General features: G+C 72.2%; 14 protein-coding genes. 6 read left to right on the top strand and 8 right to left on the bottom strand.

Annotated features, from left to right (window positions below):
- Window positions 1-40: 40 nt before the first annotated feature.
- The gene (locus tag Dfulv_RS39515) at window positions 41-880 is read right to left on the bottom strand and encodes an alpha/beta hydrolase family protein (RefSeq protein ID WP_259858918.1); all 840 of its coding nucleotides are present in this window, start codon (window positions 878-880) and stop codon (window positions 41-43) included.
- Between the two features lie 68 nt (window positions 881-948).
- Between Dfulv_RS39515 and Dfulv_RS39510 the strand changes: the two genes are divergently transcribed.
- Window positions 949-2,886, top strand: a complete 1,938-nt coding sequence (locus Dfulv_RS39510; protein ID WP_259858917.1) for a S9 family peptidase — start codon at window positions 949-951, stop codon at window positions 2,884-2,886.
- A gap of 153 nt (window positions 2,887-3,039) precedes the next feature.
- Here the strand turns inward: Dfulv_RS39510 and Dfulv_RS39505 are convergent, their stop codons facing one another.
- The 7 genes from Dfulv_RS39505 to Dfulv_RS39475 all read right to left on the bottom strand — a co-directional run bounded on the left by Dfulv_RS39505 (window position 3,040) and on the right by Dfulv_RS39475 (window position 11,628).
- A complete protein-coding gene (locus tag Dfulv_RS39505) occupies window positions 3,040-4,056 on the bottom strand; it encodes an aspartate-semialdehyde dehydrogenase (protein WP_259858916.1) in 1,017 nt (338 codons plus the stop codon).
- Between the two features lie 148 nt (window positions 4,057-4,204).
- On the bottom strand, window positions 4,205-4,492 hold the full coding sequence (locus Dfulv_RS39500) for an Lrp/AsnC family transcriptional regulator (RefSeq protein WP_259858915.1): 288 nt from the start codon (window positions 4,490-4,492) through the stop codon (window positions 4,205-4,207).
- Window positions 4,493-4,530: 38 nt separating this feature from the next.
- Window positions 4,531-5,358: a nucleotidyltransferase family protein gene (locus Dfulv_RS39495; protein ID WP_259858914.1), complete on the bottom strand. Its 828-nt coding sequence runs from the start codon at window positions 5,356-5,358 to the stop codon at window positions 4,531-4,533.
- The gene (locus tag Dfulv_RS39490) at window positions 5,355-5,873 is read right to left on the bottom strand and encodes an NUDIX hydrolase (RefSeq protein ID WP_259858913.1); all 519 of its coding nucleotides are present in this window, start codon (window positions 5,871-5,873) and stop codon (window positions 5,355-5,357) included. The genes Dfulv_RS39495 and Dfulv_RS39490 overlap by 4 nt, the downstream gene beginning before the upstream one ends.
- A 17-nt stretch (window positions 5,874-5,890) precedes the next feature.
- Window positions 5,891-7,708 carry a RelA/SpoT family protein gene (locus Dfulv_RS39485; RefSeq protein ID WP_406568045.1) on the bottom strand — a complete coding sequence of 606 codons (1,818 nt, stop codon included), beginning with the start codon at window positions 7,706-7,708 and terminating at the stop codon, window positions 5,891-5,893.
- 1,201 nt (window positions 7,709-8,909) lie between these two features.
- Entirely contained in the window at window positions 8,910-10,643 is a 1,734-nt protein-coding gene (locus Dfulv_RS39480) for a DEDD exonuclease domain-containing protein (protein ID WP_259858912.1), read from the bottom strand.
- A gap of 37 nt (window positions 10,644-10,680) precedes the next feature.
- Window positions 10,681-11,628 (bottom strand): sensor histidine kinase, encoded by a 948-nt coding sequence (locus tag Dfulv_RS39475; RefSeq protein WP_259858911.1) that lies wholly within the window; start codon window positions 11,626-11,628, stop codon window positions 10,681-10,683.
- A gap of 127 nt (window positions 11,629-11,755) precedes the next feature.
- Here Dfulv_RS39475 and Dfulv_RS39470 point away from each other — a divergent pair, with 127 nt between their 5' ends.
- The 5 genes from Dfulv_RS39470 (at window position 11,756) to Dfulv_RS39450 (ending at window position 17,104) form a co-directional block, all read left to right on the top strand.
- Window positions 11,756-13,135 (top strand): NYN domain-containing protein, encoded by a 1,380-nt coding sequence (locus Dfulv_RS39470; RefSeq protein WP_259858910.1) that lies wholly within the window; start codon window positions 11,756-11,758, stop codon window positions 13,133-13,135.
- Window positions 13,136-13,207: 72 nt separating this feature from the next.
- On the top strand, window positions 13,208-13,453 hold the full coding sequence (locus Dfulv_RS39465) for a hypothetical protein (RefSeq protein ID WP_259858909.1): 246 nt from the start codon (window positions 13,208-13,210) through the stop codon (window positions 13,451-13,453).
- Between the two features lie 9 nt (window positions 13,454-13,462).
- The gene (locus Dfulv_RS39460) at window positions 13,463-14,719 is read left to right on the top strand and encodes a M48 family metallopeptidase (protein ID WP_259858908.1); all 1,257 of its coding nucleotides are present in this window, start codon (window positions 13,463-13,465) and stop codon (window positions 14,717-14,719) included.
- The gene (locus Dfulv_RS39455; protein WP_259858907.1) at window positions 14,716-15,837 is read left to right on the top strand and encodes a glycosyltransferase family 4 protein; all 1,122 of its coding nucleotides are present in this window, start codon (window positions 14,716-14,718) and stop codon (window positions 15,835-15,837) included. The genes Dfulv_RS39460 and Dfulv_RS39455 overlap by 4 nt, the downstream gene beginning before the upstream one ends.
- A gap of 223 nt (window positions 15,838-16,060) precedes the next feature.
- Window positions 16,061-17,104, top strand: a complete 1,044-nt coding sequence (locus Dfulv_RS39450; RefSeq protein ID WP_259858906.1) for a LacI family DNA-binding transcriptional regulator — start codon at window positions 16,061-16,063, stop codon at window positions 17,102-17,104.
- Window positions 17,105-17,296: the final 192 nt, after the last annotated feature.

Raw genomic sequence — 17,296 nt, 5'->3', positions numbered from 1 at the left:
CCGCCGTGTGCCAGCGGCGTGCCGGCAGATGAGCGGACGGTCAGAGGGTTGCTGACCAGGCCGCCACGCGGCCGGCCAGCGCGGCGCCGGACTTCGCCCAGGTGAAGTGGTCGATCGGGCCGCCCGCCTCGGCCGCCGAGTAGCGCTCCCGCAGCACCTTCGCCGAGGTCAGCTTCGACGTCAGCTTGTCCACCGTCCCGGGTGGGGTGTACTGGTCGCCCTCCATGTCCACGGCCAGCACCGGCGTCGTGACCCGGGCCAGCGCGGCCTCGACGTCCACGCCGTCCAGCCGGGGATACCTGCCCACGCGCGCCGTGAACGCCCAGTCACGGATCACCCCCCGCGCCTGGCGGCCACCGAACGCCCAGCCCGGCCAGACGCCCAGCAGCGCCGAGCCCGCGGCCAGCGTCTGCGTCATCGCCAGGATCCGGGTCTGTCGCCCGCGGGCGTAGCTCCGCCAGTACGGCAGCCCCACCGCGAGCAGTGCGAGGCCGGCGACGTCGGAGGTCGCGCCGCGGGCCGCCAGGTGCAGGGCACACGCCTGGCCGCCGAGGGAGTGGCCGACGAGGAGCGTCCGCCGGCCGGCGCGAACCGGTTTCAGGTGCTCGAGCACCGCGTCGACGTCGTCGGTCAGCTCCGCGAGGCCGTAGCGCGACGCGCGGGACGGGCGCGGGCTGCTGGCGCCGGTGCCGCGCAGGTCGACGACCGTCACCGCGAGGCCGGCCGCCGTCAGCTGGGCCGCGAACCGGCGGTAGTACCGCGCCGGGACACCCATCGCGGGCCAGAGGACGGCCATCGTCGGGGCGGAGTCCGGGAACGGATAGTGGAACAGTGCCAGCTGATCGGTCCCACGGTCCAGATATTCCTGCGACGGCTCCATATGACCGTAGGGTAGAGGTAGGAGGTTACCCACTGGTAAGAAGTGTGACCCCCGCTACTGTGCAGACCGTGAAGCCAATCGATCTGTCGCAAATGCGCCTACCCGGTGCCCCCACCATCAGCCCCGACGGCAGGATCGCCGTCGTCTCGGTCACGCGCCTCGAGTTCGCGGCTGACGCGTACACCTCCCAGCTCTGGCTCCTCACGACCGACGGCTCTCGGGAGCCGGTCCAGCTCACCTACGGGTGGCGCGACAGCGCGCCGCGTATCTCGCCGGACGGGCGCTGGCTCGCGTTCCTGCGGGCGACGAAGGACAGGGGCAGCCGCGCCGGCGGGGACAAGGCCGAGCACGACAGCGCGTCACAGTTGTGCGTCATGCCGCTCGGCGGGGGCGAGGCCCGCCGGCTCACCGACCGGCCGCTCGGTGTGGGAGCGCCCGTCTGGTCGCCCGACGCTTCCCGGCTGGCGTTTTCCGCGCGGGTACCGGCTGAGGGGCGCTACGGCACCGGCAAGACCGAGGACGGCGAGAAGATCGGGCCCGACGGCGAGCCGCCCCGGCGGATCACCAAGCTGTTCCACCGGATCGACGGGCTGGGCTTCCTGCACGACCGGCCGGCGCACCTGTTCGTCACCACGCTCGACGGCACGACCGAGCAGCTCACCGACGGCGAGCGCAGCCACGGCGACCCGCGGTGGAGCCCGGACGGGGAGTGGCTCACGTTCGTCTCCGAGCAGCACGAGACCTGGTCCGACGACGTCGCGGCGGACGTGTGCGTCATCCGCGCCGACGGCACCGGCCTGCGTGTGCTCACCGACACCACCCTCTCGCCCGGGATGCCGCACTTCACGCCCGACGGCAGGAGCGTCGTGTTCACCGGCAACCCGGCCGGGGAGGGCCGGGTCGACTCGGTGATCCGGCACGAGTCGCTGTGGTCGGTCCCGGTCGACGGCGGCGCGATCACCCAGCTGCTCGACAACGAGACGTACCAGCTTTCCTCGCCGGGCGGGTACATCGACGTCACCGACGCCGGGGTGCTGTTCCCGAACGAGCACCGCGGGGCCGTACAACTCCTGCTCGTGCCCTTCGAGGGCGGGACGCCCGAGATCCTCGTCGACGGGGAACGGCAGGTCACCGGGTTCGCGTCGGCGGCCGGCACCCTGGTGACGACGGTCGCCGGGCCGGCGGACTGGGGTGAGGTGTATACGGGGGAGCGTCGCCTGACGGATTTCAGCGCCGGCTTCCCGGTGCTGGAGCAGGTGGAGCTGACGGCGACCGCCCCCGACGGGTATCCGGTCCACGGCTGGGTCGTCCGTCCCGAGGGTGAGGGCCCGCACCCGGTCCTGCTGATGATCCACGGTGGACCCTTCACGCAGTACGGCTGGCGGCTCTTCGACGAGGCCCAGGTCTACGCCGGCGCCGGTTACGCCGTGGTGTACGGCAACCCGCGCGGCTCGTCGGGCTACGGCGAGGCGCACGGCCGGGCGGTGCGCGGCAACGTCGGCGAGGTGTCGGCCGTCGACCTGATCGCGCTGCTCGACGCCGCCCTGAAGTCGTCGGACCTCGACGGCTCGCGGGTCGGCGTCCTGGGCGGCTCGCACGGCGGGTTCATGACAACATGGCTGGCGGCGCACCACGGCGACCGCTTCAAGGCGGCGATCTCGGAGCGTGCGGTCAACGCGATCGACAGCTTCACCGGCTCGTCCGACATCGGCTGGTTCTTCGCCGACTCACTGTACGGCGCGGAGGGCGGCTCGCTCGTGGCGCAGAGCCCGCTGACGCACGTGGACAAGATAGAGATCCCGATGCTCATCATCCACTCCGAACAGGACTGGCGCTGCCCCGTGGAGCAGGCCCAGCGCCTGTTCGTGGCCCTGAAGCGCCGCGGCAGGACGGTGGAGTTCCTGCTCTTCCCGGGTGAGGGCCACGAACTGTCGAGGACCGGCCGCCCGTCCCACAGGGTGGCCCGCTTCGACGCGATCCTGGAGTGGTTCGCCCGCTTCCTGTGACCGGCCCGCGCCGCCGGCAGGTGCGGCCCGTGGGCCGTGCCCCGGAACACATGGTGCCTCCAAACGATATTCCGGTCAGGAATGTTTGATTCCTGACCGGAATATCGTTCAGCCGGTGTGTGCCCGCGGCCGCCGAGCGCGGAGAAGGACGCGCTACGCGGCGAGCAGCTCGGCGATCTGGACCGCGTTCAGCGCCGCGCCCTTGCGGAGGTTGTCGTTCGAGACGAACAGGGACAGGCCGTGCTCGACCGTCTCGTCCACGCGGATCCGGCCCACGAACGACGGGTCGGCGCCCGCGGCCTGCAGCGGGGTCGGCACATCGGTCAGCACGACACCCGGAGCGGTCGACAGCAGCTCACGCGCCCGCTCCACGGGGAGCGGCCGGGCGAACCGCGCGTTGATCTGCAACGAGTGGCCGGTGAAGACCGGCACCCGCACGCAGGTGCCGGAGACGCGAAGGTCCGGGATCTCCAGGATCTTGCGGCTCTCGTTGCGCAGCTTCTGCTCCTCGTCGGTCTCGAAGGAGCCGTCGTCGACGATCGAGCCGGCCAGCGGCAGCACGTTGAACGCGATCGGCCGGGCGAACTGCTTCGGCGCCGGGAACTCGACCGCCGAGCCGTCGAACGTGAGCGCCGTGGCGCCGTCGGCGACCTTGCGGACCTGCTCGTCCAGCTCGGCGACGCCGCTCAGGCCGGCGCCCGACACCGCCTGGTAGGTCGCCGTGACGAGCGCCACGAGCTGGGCCTCGTCGTGCAGCGGGCGCAGGACCGGCATGGCGGCCATGGTGGTGCAGTTGGGGTTGGCGATGATGCCCTTCGGCCGGTTGGCCGCGGCGTGCGGGTTGACCTCGGCGACGACCAGCGGCACGTCGGGGTCCATGCGCCAGGCCGAGGAGTTGTCGATGACGACGGCGCCGGCGGCGGCCACCTTCGGCGCCAGCTCCTTCGACGTGCCCTTGCCCGCGGAGAACAGGACGATGTCGAGCCCGGTGTAGTCCGCGGTCGCCGCGTCCTCCACCGTGATCTGCTTGTCCTGCCAGTCGATCGGCCGTCCGGCGGAGCGGGCGGACGCGAACAGGCGCAACTCGTCTACGGGGAACTGCCGCTCGGCCAGGATGTGGCGCATGACGCTGCCGACCTGCCCGGTGGCTCCTACGATGCCGATCCTCATGGCGGCGAGGGTACCCGGTGCGAACCGCGCTTTCGATGCGATTTGGCGCACTGCCGACGCTGTTACCAGGGCAAACGGGGCCTTCTTGCGGCCCGGCGCCGGACGGCGGCGAAGCCTTCTGGCCCCACCGCCGGAAATACGCAGGAAATCAATCCGCGTCGGGCAGCCCGATCGCGAACGCCGCTTCGAGGTCGTGCTGCGAGTAGGCCCGAAACGCGATGTGCGTGTCGGTGTCCACGACGCCGGGCACCTTCGAGATCTTGTTGGCGATCACCTCGGCGATGTCCTCGAACTGCCGCACGCGCACCATGGCGATCAGGTCGGTGTTGCCGGCGACGGAGTAGACCTCGCTGACCCCGTCGAGGTTGGCGATGTTCTCGGCCACCTCGGGGATCGAGTCGGTAGCGCAGTCGATGAGGACGATCGCCGTGATCACCTTGGAGGCTCCCTTCCAGCATGTGGACAAAGGTCATGCTAGTGCGCGTCGACGGTGAGCTCTCGTCCGACCCGGATCGCGTCGGTCAGCGTTTCATCCGCGCCGACCACCCCGCCCGGCCACACCACGCCGCGGGTCACGTTTCCGGCCACGACGGCGCCGGCGCCGACGACCGCCCGGTCGAGGGCCCCGGTCACCACGGCGTCCTCCGCCACGAGATTTCCGAGGTGTACGGCGTGCAGGTTGGCCTTCAGGTAATCCGCCGGCGTTCCGGTGTCGAGGTACGTCCCGGCATACTCGACCACCTCCAGCCGGCCCTCCCGCTCGGCCGGCCGCCAGGTCGTGCGGACCAGGTCGGACGGGATCGGTTGCAACTCGGCGACGAGGGCCCACGGCAGCAGGGAGAACCCGGCGAAGCGGTGCGCGCCGAACTCCTTCGGCGGGCCCGGGACGCCGAGCAGCCGCACGGTGTGGCCGTCCCAGCCGTCGAGCAGCGCGGCGATGTCCGGGCCGGAGCCGTGGTCGGGAGAGGCCAGGTACGCGTCGGCGTTGCCGACGAGCACACCCCGCCCGGCGATCCAGTCCCGCAGGTTGCCGAGCCCACCCGCGGTACCGAGCGGATCCCCCGGCTCCACGGAGAGGTGGGCCCGCCCACCGACGTGCTCGACCACCTGGTCGCCGAGGTAACAGGCGTTGACCGCGAGACGGTCCGGACCGGTGAGACCGAGCGCGCCGACCCGCAGCAGTGCGCGGTCCAGGAGCGCGACATTGCCGACGGGGCACAGCGCCTTCGGCAGGTGCTCGGTGAGCGGTCGCAGCCGGCGCCCCTCCCCGGCGGCGAGGATGACCGCACAGACCTCGGTCATCGCGAAAGTACCTCTGGATAGTCCCGGTACGGGCCGATGCCGTAGTGCGCCAGCAGGTTCGACGTCGACACGGTCAACGGCGGCAGGTTGTCGAGCCGGTGCCAGGCGGCCTCGAGCACCTCGGCGGCGTCGACGGTGTACTCGTCCTCGGGCTCGACCTCGGTCTCGAACACCATGTCGACCCACTGGCCGCGGGTGTGGACGACCGCGTTCGGGTTGGCGGGGCGCAGCCGCTCGGTCGGCAGCTTGATGCCGGTCTCCTCGCCGAGCTCGCGGGCCGCGCACTCGATCGGCGTCTCGCCGCGGTCCATCAGCCCGGCCGGCAGCGACCAGCCGGCGCCCGGCGGCTGGCGCAGGAGCAGGATGCGGCTCACCTCCGGGTCGCGGACGAGGACGACGGCGCCGATCGTGTAGGTCGGCTGGACCGTCCGCACGATCCGGCGCTTCCAGCGGCCGGGGAGGCGGTAGAACGTTCGATACGCGGTAGCGCGCAGCCGGCCACGAAGACTGCTCATCCGAGAAGGCTAACGACCTATCCGGGGGAGTGGTCGACGAGGGCGATCAACTCCGTCACGACCTCTTCGGCGGTGCGCGTGTGGTCGGCGACCGCCACCAGCAGCGTCTCCAGGTCGGGGTAGCCGAGCCGGGGCGCCAGCCGCACCAGTGGCAGGTCACTGGCCAGGCCGCGGCCCTGCTGGCGCAGTGCGAGGCCGATCGCGAGCCGTCCGAGCCGGACCTTGTTCGCCACCGTGATGGCGGGTGCCTCGTGTGCCTCGAACCAGCGGCTGATGTGCAGCCGGGCGTGCGGGGTCTTCACGAATTCCAGCCACTCCGGCGACGGACCGCGCGCCGGGGCGTCGGGGTCGAAGTCGAACTCGCCGCGCCCGCCGGCCCGCGTGATGATCTCGACGGTGTCGCCGTCGGCGAGCGGCGAGGAGACGGCGGAGAGCCGGCCGTTGACCCGCGCGCCGATACATCGGTTGCCGACGTCGGCGCCGAGGATGTACGCCAGGTCGACCGGCGTCGCGTCCGCCGGCAGGAGCACCGGGCGCCCGCCGCCCGCCGTCAGCACCAGGATCTGGTCCTCGGCGAGGTCACAACGCAGCGACGCGATGAACTGCGACGGGTCGGACGCCGCCGCTTCCCAGTCGAGCAGCCGGCGCAGCCAGTCGAGCTGCTCGGCCTTGGTGGCCGGCCCGAACTTCGCCGCGGCGAGCGGGTAGCGGAAGTTGGCGATGATGCCGAACTCGGCGGCCTGGTGCATCTCGACGGTGCGGATGAGCACCTCGAGTGAGCGTCCCTCGGGCCCGAGCACCGTGGTGTGCAACGACCGGTAGTTGTTGTTCTTCGGCGTCGCGATGAAGTCCTTGAACCGGCCCGGCACCGGGCGCCACTTGCCGTGGACCGCGCCCAGCGCCGCGTAGCAGTCGGTGTCCGGCCCGTCGACGATGATGACCACGCGGGGCAGGTCGTGCGGCTCGACGTAGTTGCCGTCGACCGTGTCCTTCCAGATGGAATACAGGTGGCGGGGCCGCGGCGAGATGGTCGCGTCGAGACCGAACCGGCGCAGGTCGCCGGTGATGGAGGAGATGACCCGGTCGAGGTAGCCGTCCCAGCCGATGCGCTGGTTGACGTAGTCGGCGATCAGCGCATAGCCGCTCGGGCTGATCGCCCGCAATACCCAGTCCTCGAGCTCGCGCTTCAACGCCTGGATGCCGAGCCGCTCGCACAGCGGGATCAGCACCTCCTTGGTCGCGGTCGCGATGCGGACCTGCGACGAGCGCGACCGGGCGTCGAGCGTGCGCATGTTGTGCAGCCGGTCGGCGAGCTTGATGACGAGCACCCGCACGTCGCGCCCGGCGGCGACGATCATCTTGCGGATCGTCTCGGCCTCGGCGTCGGCGCCGTAGAACATCTTGTCGAACTTCGTCACGCCGTCGACCAGCAGCGCGACCTCACCGCCGAAGTCGCGCTCCAGCGCGCCGAGCGTGTAGTCGGTGTCCTCGACGGTGTCGTGCAGCAGCGACGCGACCAGCGTGGTGGTGTCCATGCCCAGGTCGGCGAGGATCTCGGTGACCTCGATCGGGTGGGTGATGAACGGTTCGCCGCTCTTGCGCATCTGGCCGCGGTGCATCTGCTCGGCCGTCGCGTATGCCCGGCGGATCACCGCGACGTCGGCGCTCGGGTGGATCTGGCGGTGCGCCCGGAGGATCGGGGCCAGCGGGTCCTCGGTGGACTGCCACGGCAGCATGGCCCGCAGCCGTGAACCGATGATGGCGGAGTAGGTCGAGGTGGGGTCACCGGGAACAACGCCGCCGACCAGTGCTGAGTAACTGGGCGGCGGCGGCACTGCTGGGGAGTCGTCACTGGGCGGCGCGGTCAACAGCCTCCGCGGCGTGGCGAACCGGTCGTCCTCGGGTTCACGTAACTTGGGTCGCGGCACGGGCCGCTTCTTCGCAGTTTCCGCGCCCGGCTCGGCCCGCTCGGTCTGCGGCTGGTCGCGCGGCTCCGCGGGCTTGTGCCCGGTCCCGGCCCTGGCGGCTTCGTCCTGTGCTGTCCCGGCGTCCTGCGGCCGGTCGCCTTCCTTCGTGGCGGATGCCGGTGGTTTCCGGTCCTCGTCGGCCGTTCCCAGCTCCCGGTCGGACCCGGCCCGCTCGTTCTCCGGCCTCGCCGCCTTGTCGCGGATCTTGGTGCCGGCCCCGTCACGGCCTTGCGGCTCTTCCTGCGTCCGGCGCTCGACGCGCCCATGCGCGGAGACTTCCTCGGGACGCTCAACCGCTGCCTGTGCGCCGTCGCCCTGCCTGGACCGCGCCGCTGCGGGGCGATCGTTGGCCGGCCACGTCGCGTGCCGCTCCCCGGTGGGCCGGTCGGTGCCCGGCGGTGCCGCCGGGCGGTGCCTGCGGCCGGGCGGCGCCTCCGGCACGCTGATGGCCGCGGTGGGCAGCCCCTTCGGCCCGAGGAACAGCTCGCCGGCCCGGAGCCCGTCGGCGCCGAGCCCGCCGGAGCCCACGTTGTCGGTCCGGAGCAGCCCGGACCCGAGCGGCCCGGAGCCCGCCAGCCCGGCGCCGATCGCGCCCGACCCGAGGGGGTTCACTCCGGGCGTGCCGGACCCTAGTGCGCCGGAGCCGAAGGCCCCCGATCCCGGAGCGCCCGGTGGCGGGCTGCTCGATCCCGGTGGCCGGGTGCCGGGAGTGTCGGTGTCGCGCGGCTCGGCGGCGAGGACCTCAGCCACCTCGTCGAGCAGATGATGGGCGTCGCGGGCGGTCGGCGCGGGCGCGAACCCGGTGGTCAGACCGTTGGGAAATCCGGGCAACTCCGAGGGGTTGCCGTCCGGCGCCGCTGGGTCCACCATGAACTCGCTGTGCGCCGCGGCGTGCCCGGTGACCACGGAGGGGCCAGCATCAAGGGGCGCGCCGGACTGATGCAGACCGGGCTCCATGCGGCACCTCCTCACCGACGGGCCTGACGGGCCTGGGTTTGGGTAGGTTCCAGCCTAGTTTGCTCTGCGGTATCCGATCGGTCATTTGAGTATGTGCGAACGTCCGATGTGCTTACCCGTCCAGATCGATCCGAACCGTGGCGGCGGCCTCCGCGCGGGCCAGGAACGGACGCCACCGACCCGCTCCGGTGGCCGGTGACGACCACCCGATGTCGGCCTTGACCAGCCGTGTTTCCGGCCGCTCCAGCCAGGCGAGGATGCGCTCGGTCTCCTCGGGCGAGGCGCGCGGCGTCGGCCCGGGACCGGGCTGCACCGTCTCGGCTGTGGCGATCACCACATCCAGTGTCGCCTGTGGATGTACCCGAGGGGGTGAAACGCCCGCGGCGGCGAGGCGGCCGTGTCGCACCACGGCGAGCTCCCAGCCGCCCGCGGCGGCCGGGCGCGCGGCGATCAGCTCCGGCAGCGCGGTGAGCGAGGCCAGCCGCTGCATGCGGATCGCGGCGCGCAGAAACGCGACGAGCCGGCTGCGGATGACCGCCGCGTCCTCGAACCGCTCGGCCGCCGAGAGGGTCTCGATCCGCGCCATCAGCCCGCGCACGACCGGCCCCGGGTCGCCGACCGTCGCGGTCCGGAACGGCGCGGCGGCCGCCACCTCGTAGTCCGCGGCGGAGACGCGGTGCTCGCACGGCGCGGGGCAGCGGCCCAGCTCGGCGAGCGCGCAGGCCGGGGTGATGGTGCGTAGGGAGAGCTTGTGGGTGCACTGCCGGATCGGCAGCGCGTCGTAGATGCCCGCCGCGGCGAGCTCGGCGCCCCGCCGCGAGCTGAACGGCCCCAGGTAGGCGGCGCCGTCGTCGTGCAGGTCCCGCACGACGGACAAGCGCGGATAGGCCTCCGCGGTGAGCTTGAGCCACAGGACGCGCTCCGGGAACTTCGAGCGGCGGTTGTACGGCGGCTTGTGCGCGGCGATCAGCCGCAGCTCCCGCACCTCCGCCTCGAGCGAATGGGCGCAGGGGATGGCCTCCACCCGCTGCGCGGCGTTGAGCATCTCGTCGATGCGGGCGCGCTTCTCGGCGGCGGTGAAGTAGCTGCGCACCCGGGTCGCGATCGACGAGCTGGTGCCGATGTAGAGCGGCCGGTCCTTGTGCCCGCGGAAGACGTAGACGCCGGGCTTGTCGGGCAGCCCGTCGGCGAGGTGCCGCTTGCGCCGCTGCGCCGGGCTGACCGCCTTGACGAACTCCAGGGTGTCGCCGACGGTGTGCACCTTGAGGCTGCCCAGGCGGGCGAACAGCCCGTGCAGCACGTCGACGGTGGCGCGGGCGTCGTCGAGGGCGCGGTGGATCGGCTGGTGGGCGGCCTTGAAGTGGCGGGCCAGCGTGGACAGCTTGTGGTTGGGCACCTCGTCGGCGATCATCGCCCGGCGGGCGATGGCGGCGGTGTCCAGCACGATCGGCTTGGGCCACGGATAGCCGAGCTTGGCGCAGGCCGCCTTGAGGAACCCGACGTCATAGGGCGCGTTGTGGGCCACCCACACGGCTCCCGCGGCGAACTCCAGGAACGCGGGCAGCACCGTGTCGAGCTTCGGCGCCTCGAGCAGCATCATCTCGGTGATGCCGGTGAGCACCGTGATGAACGCGGGCAGCCGCTCCTCGGGGTTGACCAGTGTGCCGAACTCGCCGAGGATCTCGCCGCCGCGCACCTTGACCGCGCCGATCTCGGTGATCCCGCCGCCGTCCGGCGCGCCGCCCGTGGTCTCGAGGTCGACCACGACGAACGTGGTGGCGAAGAGGGTGGCGGCGCGTGGATCGTCGAACAGGGCGTCGAGCGTTTCCTGGTGGTAGTCGGGCACGGCCGCACACTACGCACGGGGTCCGACAAAAAGCGTGTCAGTGGGTGGGGAAGCGCAGCTCGAATCGCACGTCCGGCGAACCGACGATGGTCGACGTGCTGGCCACGGTGGCGCCGTGTGCCCGGAGGATCTCGGCGACCGCGTGCGGCACCGGCTCGTCGGCGGCGCGGAGCTCGCCCAGGTCCAGCTGCCATTCCGGCGGGATCGACCCGCCGGCGTGGGCGAGCTCGAACGTCGGCGCCGGTGAGCCGAGCACCCGCACGGCGACCCGGCCGCCCGCGGGCGCGACCTTCAACGCGGTGAAGATGACGTAGTCCAGCGCCCGCGACAGCCTCGCCGGATCCGCATGGACGAACGCCTCATCGCGCAACGCCAGCGTGATCGCGATGTTGCGGGCGTCGGCGATGCCGCGCAGCTCCCGGATGCGGGCCTCGGTCAGGTACGCGAGGTCGACCGATCTGGGCTTCGCCCGGCCGTCCAGCGCGGTCGTCACGACCAGCCGGCGCAGCTCCAGCAGCTCGGTGACCTGGCGCGCCAGCGCCCGCAGGGCCCGCATCTGGTCGAGATTCAGCCGGTGCGGCGCGTGGTCGACGACGCAGAGCGTGCCGAGTGCGGCGCCTTCACTGGTCATCAGCGGGGCGCCGGCGTAGAAGCGGATGCCGTCGTCGCCGCGGACGAACGGGTTGTCGGCGAACCTGGCGTCGGCGGCCGCATCCGGTACGACCATCAGGTCCCTACCCATGATCGCGTGCGCGCAGAACGCCACCTCGCGTGGCGTCTCGTGGTGCGGGACGTCACCGATCTTCGCCTTGAACCACTGCCGCTCGGCGTCGACGAGTGTGACCAGTGAGATCGGGGCGCAGCAGATCTCGGAGGCGATCCGGACCATGTCGTCGAAATCGGACTCGGGCGGTGTGTCGAGGACCGCCATGGAGTGGAGTGCCGACAGTCGCTCGGCTTCGTTCTGAGGTACCGGTGCCGTCATCCCTGCCTCCCACAGCATCCCCCGATCGGGCTAAACCAGGATATGTCAGCTTTTAGCCGTTCGAGGTAAGCCTCCGGTCCTCGACTCCATCCCGGGCGAATCTGGTCGACAATGCGACACTGGACTGATGCCTCTGTCCGACGCTCCCGACGACCTCACCCCCGAGGCCGCGGTGGCGTCTGCGCAGAGCGGGGACGACCACGTCGAGCCGGTGCTGCCCGAGGTCGTCCGCCAGCGGGTGATCTCCCTCGCCGCCGGGGCCATGACCGGTGTGCCCCTCGACGAGCTGCCGATGCCGCTGCGGCGGGTGGCGAAGTTCGCGCCCAACCGGCGTGCCCGGCTCGGCGGCCCGGTCATCGCCATGCAGCTGTCCGGCGATCCGCTGCTGCGCCAGCGGCTGGCCACCCGGATCGTCAACGACGCCGGTGACCTGGGCGCGGCGATCCTGGAGGGTGTCGCCCCCGCCGCCGCCGACCCGGTCGAGGTGGCGGCACTGGCCTATCTCGCCCGTCCCGACGGCTGGCGTTCCATGGTCGACGAGTCCACGGAGGCGGTGCGGGCGGAGGCCGAGGGCTCCGTGGCCGCCGAGCGGATCCGCGACGTCGAGCAGCGGCTCGCCCGGGCCGAGCACGACCGCGCCGTCGCGCGCGTCGAGGCCGACAAGCTGCGCGACGAGCTCGCCCGGCTCCGTGACGAGACCACCGGGCTGCGTGAAGAGGTCCGGTCCCTGGGCAAGTCGCTGCGGGAGTCCCAGGCCCGCGAGCGCAAGGCCACCGACATGCTCTCCGCCGAGAAGGGCCGGGCCGTCCGCGCCGCGGCCGACCACGACGCCGAGGTGCGCCGGCTGCGCGCCAAGCTCGCCGAGGCCGAGTCCGCCGCCGGTGCGCAGCGGCAGAGTGCCAAGGACGCCCGCGCCGTCGACGACGCGCGGCTCTGGCTGCTGCTGGAGACGATCGGCCAGGCCGCCGTCGGGCTGCGCCGCGAGCTGGCCCTCGACCCGACCGACAAACTCCCGGCCGACTTCGTCGCCGACACCTCCGCCGACCGCCCGGAGAACGCGTCCGGCGCCGGCGCCGCCCGCGCGCTCGACGCCGACGACCCCGCCCGGCTCGACCAGCTGCTGAGCCTGCCGAAGGCGCACATGATCGTCGACGGGTACAACGTCACGAAGAAGGGATACGCCGAGATCTCCCTCGAACAGCAGCGCAACCGGCTGATCGCCGGGGTCGGCGGCCTCGTGGCGCAGACCCGGGCCGAGGTCACCGTCGTCTTCGACGGCGCCGAGCGGGTCCACGGGCTGCCGCCCGCGCCGCGAGGGGTCCGCGTGCTGTTCTCCCGCAAGGGCGAGACCGCCGACGAGCTGATCCGCCGGCTGGTCCGCGCCGAGCCCGCCGGCCGGCCGATCGTGGTGATCTCTTCCGACAAGGAGGTCGTCGACGGTGTCCGGCGCCACGGGGCGTACCCTCTGTCCTCCGACACCCTGCTGAGACGGCTGTCACGCTCCTGACCTGCGGAGACGCGGTTTTTGTCGTACCCCGCCTCTACCGTGTGTATTGCCTTGACATACGGAGGAGGAGCGATGCTCGTCGACTGCGAGAGCTGCTCGGTGCGCGGCACCGCCTGCGGCGGTTGCGTGGTGACCCTGCTGCTCGACACCCCGCCCGTGATCCACCAGCTCGGCCCCGCCGAGATCCGCGCCATCGAGGTGTTCGAGCTGGCCGGTTTCGAGGTGACCGTGCTCGAGCCCACCCACCATGAGCCCACCCGTCTGGAGCTGGCCCCCGAGCGTTCACCACGGAGGAACAGGCGGCGCCGCGCCGCATAAACTTGCGCGATGACTTCTCGGCAGTGGGCCGCGATCACCCTGGTCGTGCTCGTCATCGCCACGGCCGTGGTCGCGCTGCTACGGGTGCCGTGGGCGGCGCCGCCCGCGCCGCGCGCCGATCAGCTGGCCGCGCTCGAGACCCTGCCCGCCGACGCCGTCGCCAAGGGCAGGGAGTTCCGTGGGGCGCTGCGCCCCGGCATGTATCTGTCGATGGCCGTCGGCCTGGTGGCCGCCCTGCTGCTCGGCCTCACGCCGGCGGGGTCCTGGATCGTCGAGCAGGTCGGCCGCCCGTTCAACGGCCACTGGCTCGCCCGGGCGCTGCTCGGTGGCCTGGCGATCGTGTTCATCGGCGAGGTGGTCCTCCTTCCGCTGGCGGCCTGGCGCCACATCATCCTCAAGCGATACGGGCTCTCGACCCAGGACTGGGGTGCCTGGACCGTCGACGTCCTCAAGGGTTACGCGGTCGGCGCCGTGATCGGCGCGATCGTGCTGGTCGGCTTCTTCACCGTCACCCACTTCGCCCCGCGCTGGTGGTGGGCCTGGGGCGCGGCCGGCGCGGCGGTTCTGACCGTCCTGCTGACGTTCGTCTTCCCGGTCCTCGTCGAGCCGGTGTTCAACAAGTTCACCCCCATGCCCGAGGGTGAGCAGCGCACCCGGCTGATGGCGATGGCCGACCGCGACGGCGTGCCCGTGCGTGACGTGCTGATCGCCGACGCCTCCCGCCGGACCCGGGCGGTCAACGCCTACGTGTCCGGGCTCGGCCCCACCCGCCGGATCGTCGTCTACGACACCCTGCTCGAGAAGGCGCCGCCCGCCGAGGTCGAGGCCGTGGTCGCGCACGAGCTCGGCCACGCCAAGGACAACGACGTGCTCACCGGCACCCTGCTGGGCGCGCTCGGCGCCGCGGCGGCGGTCTGCGCGCTCTACCTGCTCGGCTCGTGGTCCGGCCTGTTACGCCTGGCCCGCGTCGACTCGATCGCCGAGCCGCGGGCCGTCGCGCTGCTGCTCGCCGTGGCCGCCGTCGCCGGGCTGTTCGCCGGGCCGGCCCAGGCGTTCGTGTCGCGGCGGGTCGAGGCGCGTGCCGACCGGCACGCGTTGCAGCTGACCGGCGACCCGGCCCAGTTCGAGGCCATGCAGGGCCGGCTGTCCCTGGTCAACCTGGGTGACCCCGACCCCAACCCGGTCGAGCAGTTCCTGTTCGGCTCGCACCCGACGGCGGTCGAGCGCATGGCCGCGGCCCGGGCCTTCGCGAGGGGCGAGCGATGAGGTCGTTGCTGGTCACCAACGACTTCCCGCCGCGGCCGGGCGGCATCCAGCAGTTCGTGCACAACCTGGCGGTCCGCCAGCCGCGGGACGAGGTGGTCGTCTACGCCTCGACCTGGGAAGGCGCCGACAAGTTCGACGCCGAGCAGCCGTTCGAGGTGGTCCGCGAGTCCACCGGCATGCTGCTGCCCACCCCGTCCGTCGCGCGCCGGGCGGCCGAGCTGGCCCGGGCACACGGCTGCGACACGGTCTGGTTCGGTGCCGCGGCCCCGCTGGGACTGCTCGCCGAGGGCCTGCGCCGCCGCGCCGGGATCCAGCGGGCGGTCGCCCTCACGCACGGCCACGAGGTCGGCTGGGCCGCCCTGCCCGGCGCCCGCTCCCTCCTGCGCCGCATCGGCCGGGGCGCCGACGTGGTGACCTACCTGGGGGAGTACACCCGCGTCCGCCTCGCCCGCGTCCTCGACGGCCGCACGTCGCTGGAGCGGCTCGCACCGGGCGTCGACGTCGACGCCTACACGCCGTCGGTCGACGGCAGCATCGTCCGGCGGCGGCACGGGCTGACCGACCGCCCGGTGATCGTCTGCGTGTCCCGCCTGGTGCCACGCAAGGGCCAGGACGTGCTCATCCAGGCCCTGACGCGGGTCCGCCGCACCGTGCCCGACGCCGCGTTGCTGGTGGTGAGCGGCGGGCCGTATCGCAAGAAGCTCGAACGGCTCGCCCGGGACGCCGGCCTCGATCGCCACGTCGTCTTCACCGGCTCGGTGTCCTGGGCCGAGCTGCCGGCGCACTACGCGGCCGGCGACGTCTTCGCGATGCCCTGCCGCACCCGCCGCGCCGGCCTCGACGTCGAGGGCCTGGGCATCGTCTACCTGGAGGCCTCCGCGACCGGCCTCCCGGTCGTCGCCGGCGACTCGGGCGGCGCCCCCGACGCGGTCCGCGACGGCGAGACCGGCTTTGTCGTCAACGGCCGCGACGTCCAAGCCGTGGCCGACCGTCTCACCCAGCTCCTCGTCGAGCCGGCGCTGGCCGCACGCATGGGCGCCGCCGGCCGCTCCTGGGTCGAGTCCGACTGGCGCTGGGACACCCAGGCCGCCCGCCTCCGCTCGCTGCTGGCCGGCTGACCGCGGCCGGCCGCGGCAAGGACCTCATCGACAATCTCAACCGGGATGAGCCGGTCGACTCGCCGAGAACACACCCGCGGCCACCATCACCGCACGGGTTACCGCAGCCTGATCGACCAAGCGAAGTTCCTGGTAGGGGCTGTCTCGCCGGCTGCGTGGGGCGCCTGATCGCGCGGCGTTGGGTTGGCCCCACGCAGTGGCACGTCCGAGGACAATCAGTGGTGTGACGAACCAACCTGCCGGACAGGCAGATGTGACCCGACGCCCGACGCTCACGCACGTCGCTGAGCTCGCGGGGGTCAGTCTGAAGACCGCCTCCCGGGCGCTAGGAGGTGAGCCCTATGTCAGCGCCGCCAAGCGCGAGCGGGTGTTCGCCGCGGCCCAGCAGCTCGGCTACCAGCGCAACGCCGCGGCGAGCCTGCTCGCCCGCGGGCAGTTGTTCGACTCCGTCGGTTTGATCACCAGCGACCTGGCCAACCCGTTCTACCCCGCCCTGGCGAAGGGGCTCGAAGACGAGCTGCGCACGGGCGACCTGCTGCTCACGGTGGCCAACTCGGGCGAGTCGCCGGAGATCGAGTGGTCGCTGGCGCGCAATCTCGCCGACCGCCAGACGAAGGCGCTGATCGTCGCGTCGGCGATGGCTGACCACACGGTCTACCGGGAGCTCCAGGATCGCGGCATGCCGGTGGTCTTCGTCGACCGCCCGGCGCAGCAACTCGATGCCGACGCTGTGGTGTTCGACAATATCGGTGGCGGACGTGCCGCCGCTCTGCACCTGCTCTCTGCGGGGCACCGACGTATCTCCTTCATCGGTGACTACGACTGGCTGCCGACCCATCGCGACCGCCTCGCCGGAATGGCCGACGCGCTCGAGTCGGCTGGGGTGACCGACTGGCGTCGGTGGGTGCGTACCGGCGCGCACGACGTGGCCGCCGCTCGGGCGCGCGTAGCCGAGCTCCTCGATGCCCAGGACGCACCGACGGCCTTCTTCGCGGGCAACAACAGGGCGTTGCTCGGCGTCGTCGAGGAACTCATCTACCGCGCCCCGGACCCGCTACCCGCCGTCGTCGGATTCGACAATGTTGAATGGGCCAGGGTGCTCGGCGTGACGGTCGTGGCCGACGATCCCGAGGAGATGGGGCGGCAGGCGGGCCGGCTGGCCCTGGCCCGGCTCACGGACCGGGACCGGCCGACTGAGACCATCGTGCTGCCCACGACCCTCGTCTCGCACGGGTCGGGCGAACGGCGCGCACCGGCCCCGGCCTGATGAGGGCCTGACACGTCGCAACTTTCGACCGGGCTTCACGCGCCGCAACGGTCTTTGGTCGGGCGGGGCGGTCGTGCCGGGCGACGTCGCGCTCCGGGTGTGTACCCCTGCCTTGGACGCAATAGCGGTCGTCGATGTTGAAACCGGCATTCGGCGCGCGGAATGTGCGGACGGGGCCGAACGTCCCGGCGG

The organism is Dactylosporangium fulvum (assembly GCF_025137375.1).
Lineage (GTDB): Bacteria > Actinomycetota > Actinomycetes > Mycobacteriales > Micromonosporaceae > Dactylosporangium > Dactylosporangium fulvum.
Note: the sequence above shows the minus strand (reverse complement) of the source record. Positions and strands in the feature narration are given on the sequence as shown.

Bases quoted from the DNA above. Each gene is read 5' to 3' on its own strand.
- Dfulv_RS39515 (WP_259858918.1), bottom strand. From the start codon at position 880: ATGGAGCCGTCGCAGGAATATCTGGACCGTGGGACCGATCAGCTGGCA.
- Dfulv_RS39470 (WP_259858910.1), top strand. From the start codon at position 11,756: ATGCCTCTGTCCGACGCTCCCGACGACCTCACCCCCGAGGCCGCGGTG.
- Dfulv_RS39505 (WP_259858916.1), bottom strand. From the start codon at position 4,056: ATGAGGATCGGCATCGTAGGAGCCACCGGGCAGGTCGGCAGCGTCATG.
- Dfulv_RS39490 (WP_259858913.1), bottom strand. From the start codon at position 5,873: ATGAGCAGTCTTCGTGGCCGGCTGCGCGCTACCGCGTATCGAACGTTC.
- Dfulv_RS39455 (WP_259858907.1), top strand. From the start codon at position 14,716: ATGAGGTCGTTGCTGGTCACCAACGACTTCCCGCCGCGGCCGGGCGGC.
- Dfulv_RS39475 (WP_259858911.1), bottom strand. From the start codon at position 11,628: ATGACGGCACCGGTACCTCAGAACGAAGCCGAGCGACTGTCGGCACTC.
- Dfulv_RS39495 (WP_259858914.1), bottom strand. From the start codon at position 5,358: ATGACCGAGGTCTGTGCGGTCATCCTCGCCGCCGGGGAGGGGCGCCGG.
- Dfulv_RS39465 (WP_259858909.1), top strand. From the start codon at position 13,208: ATGCTCGTCGACTGCGAGAGCTGCTCGGTGCGCGGCACCGCCTGCGGC.
- Dfulv_RS39460 (WP_259858908.1), top strand. From the start codon at position 13,463: ATGACTTCTCGGCAGTGGGCCGCGATCACCCTGGTCGTGCTCGTCATC.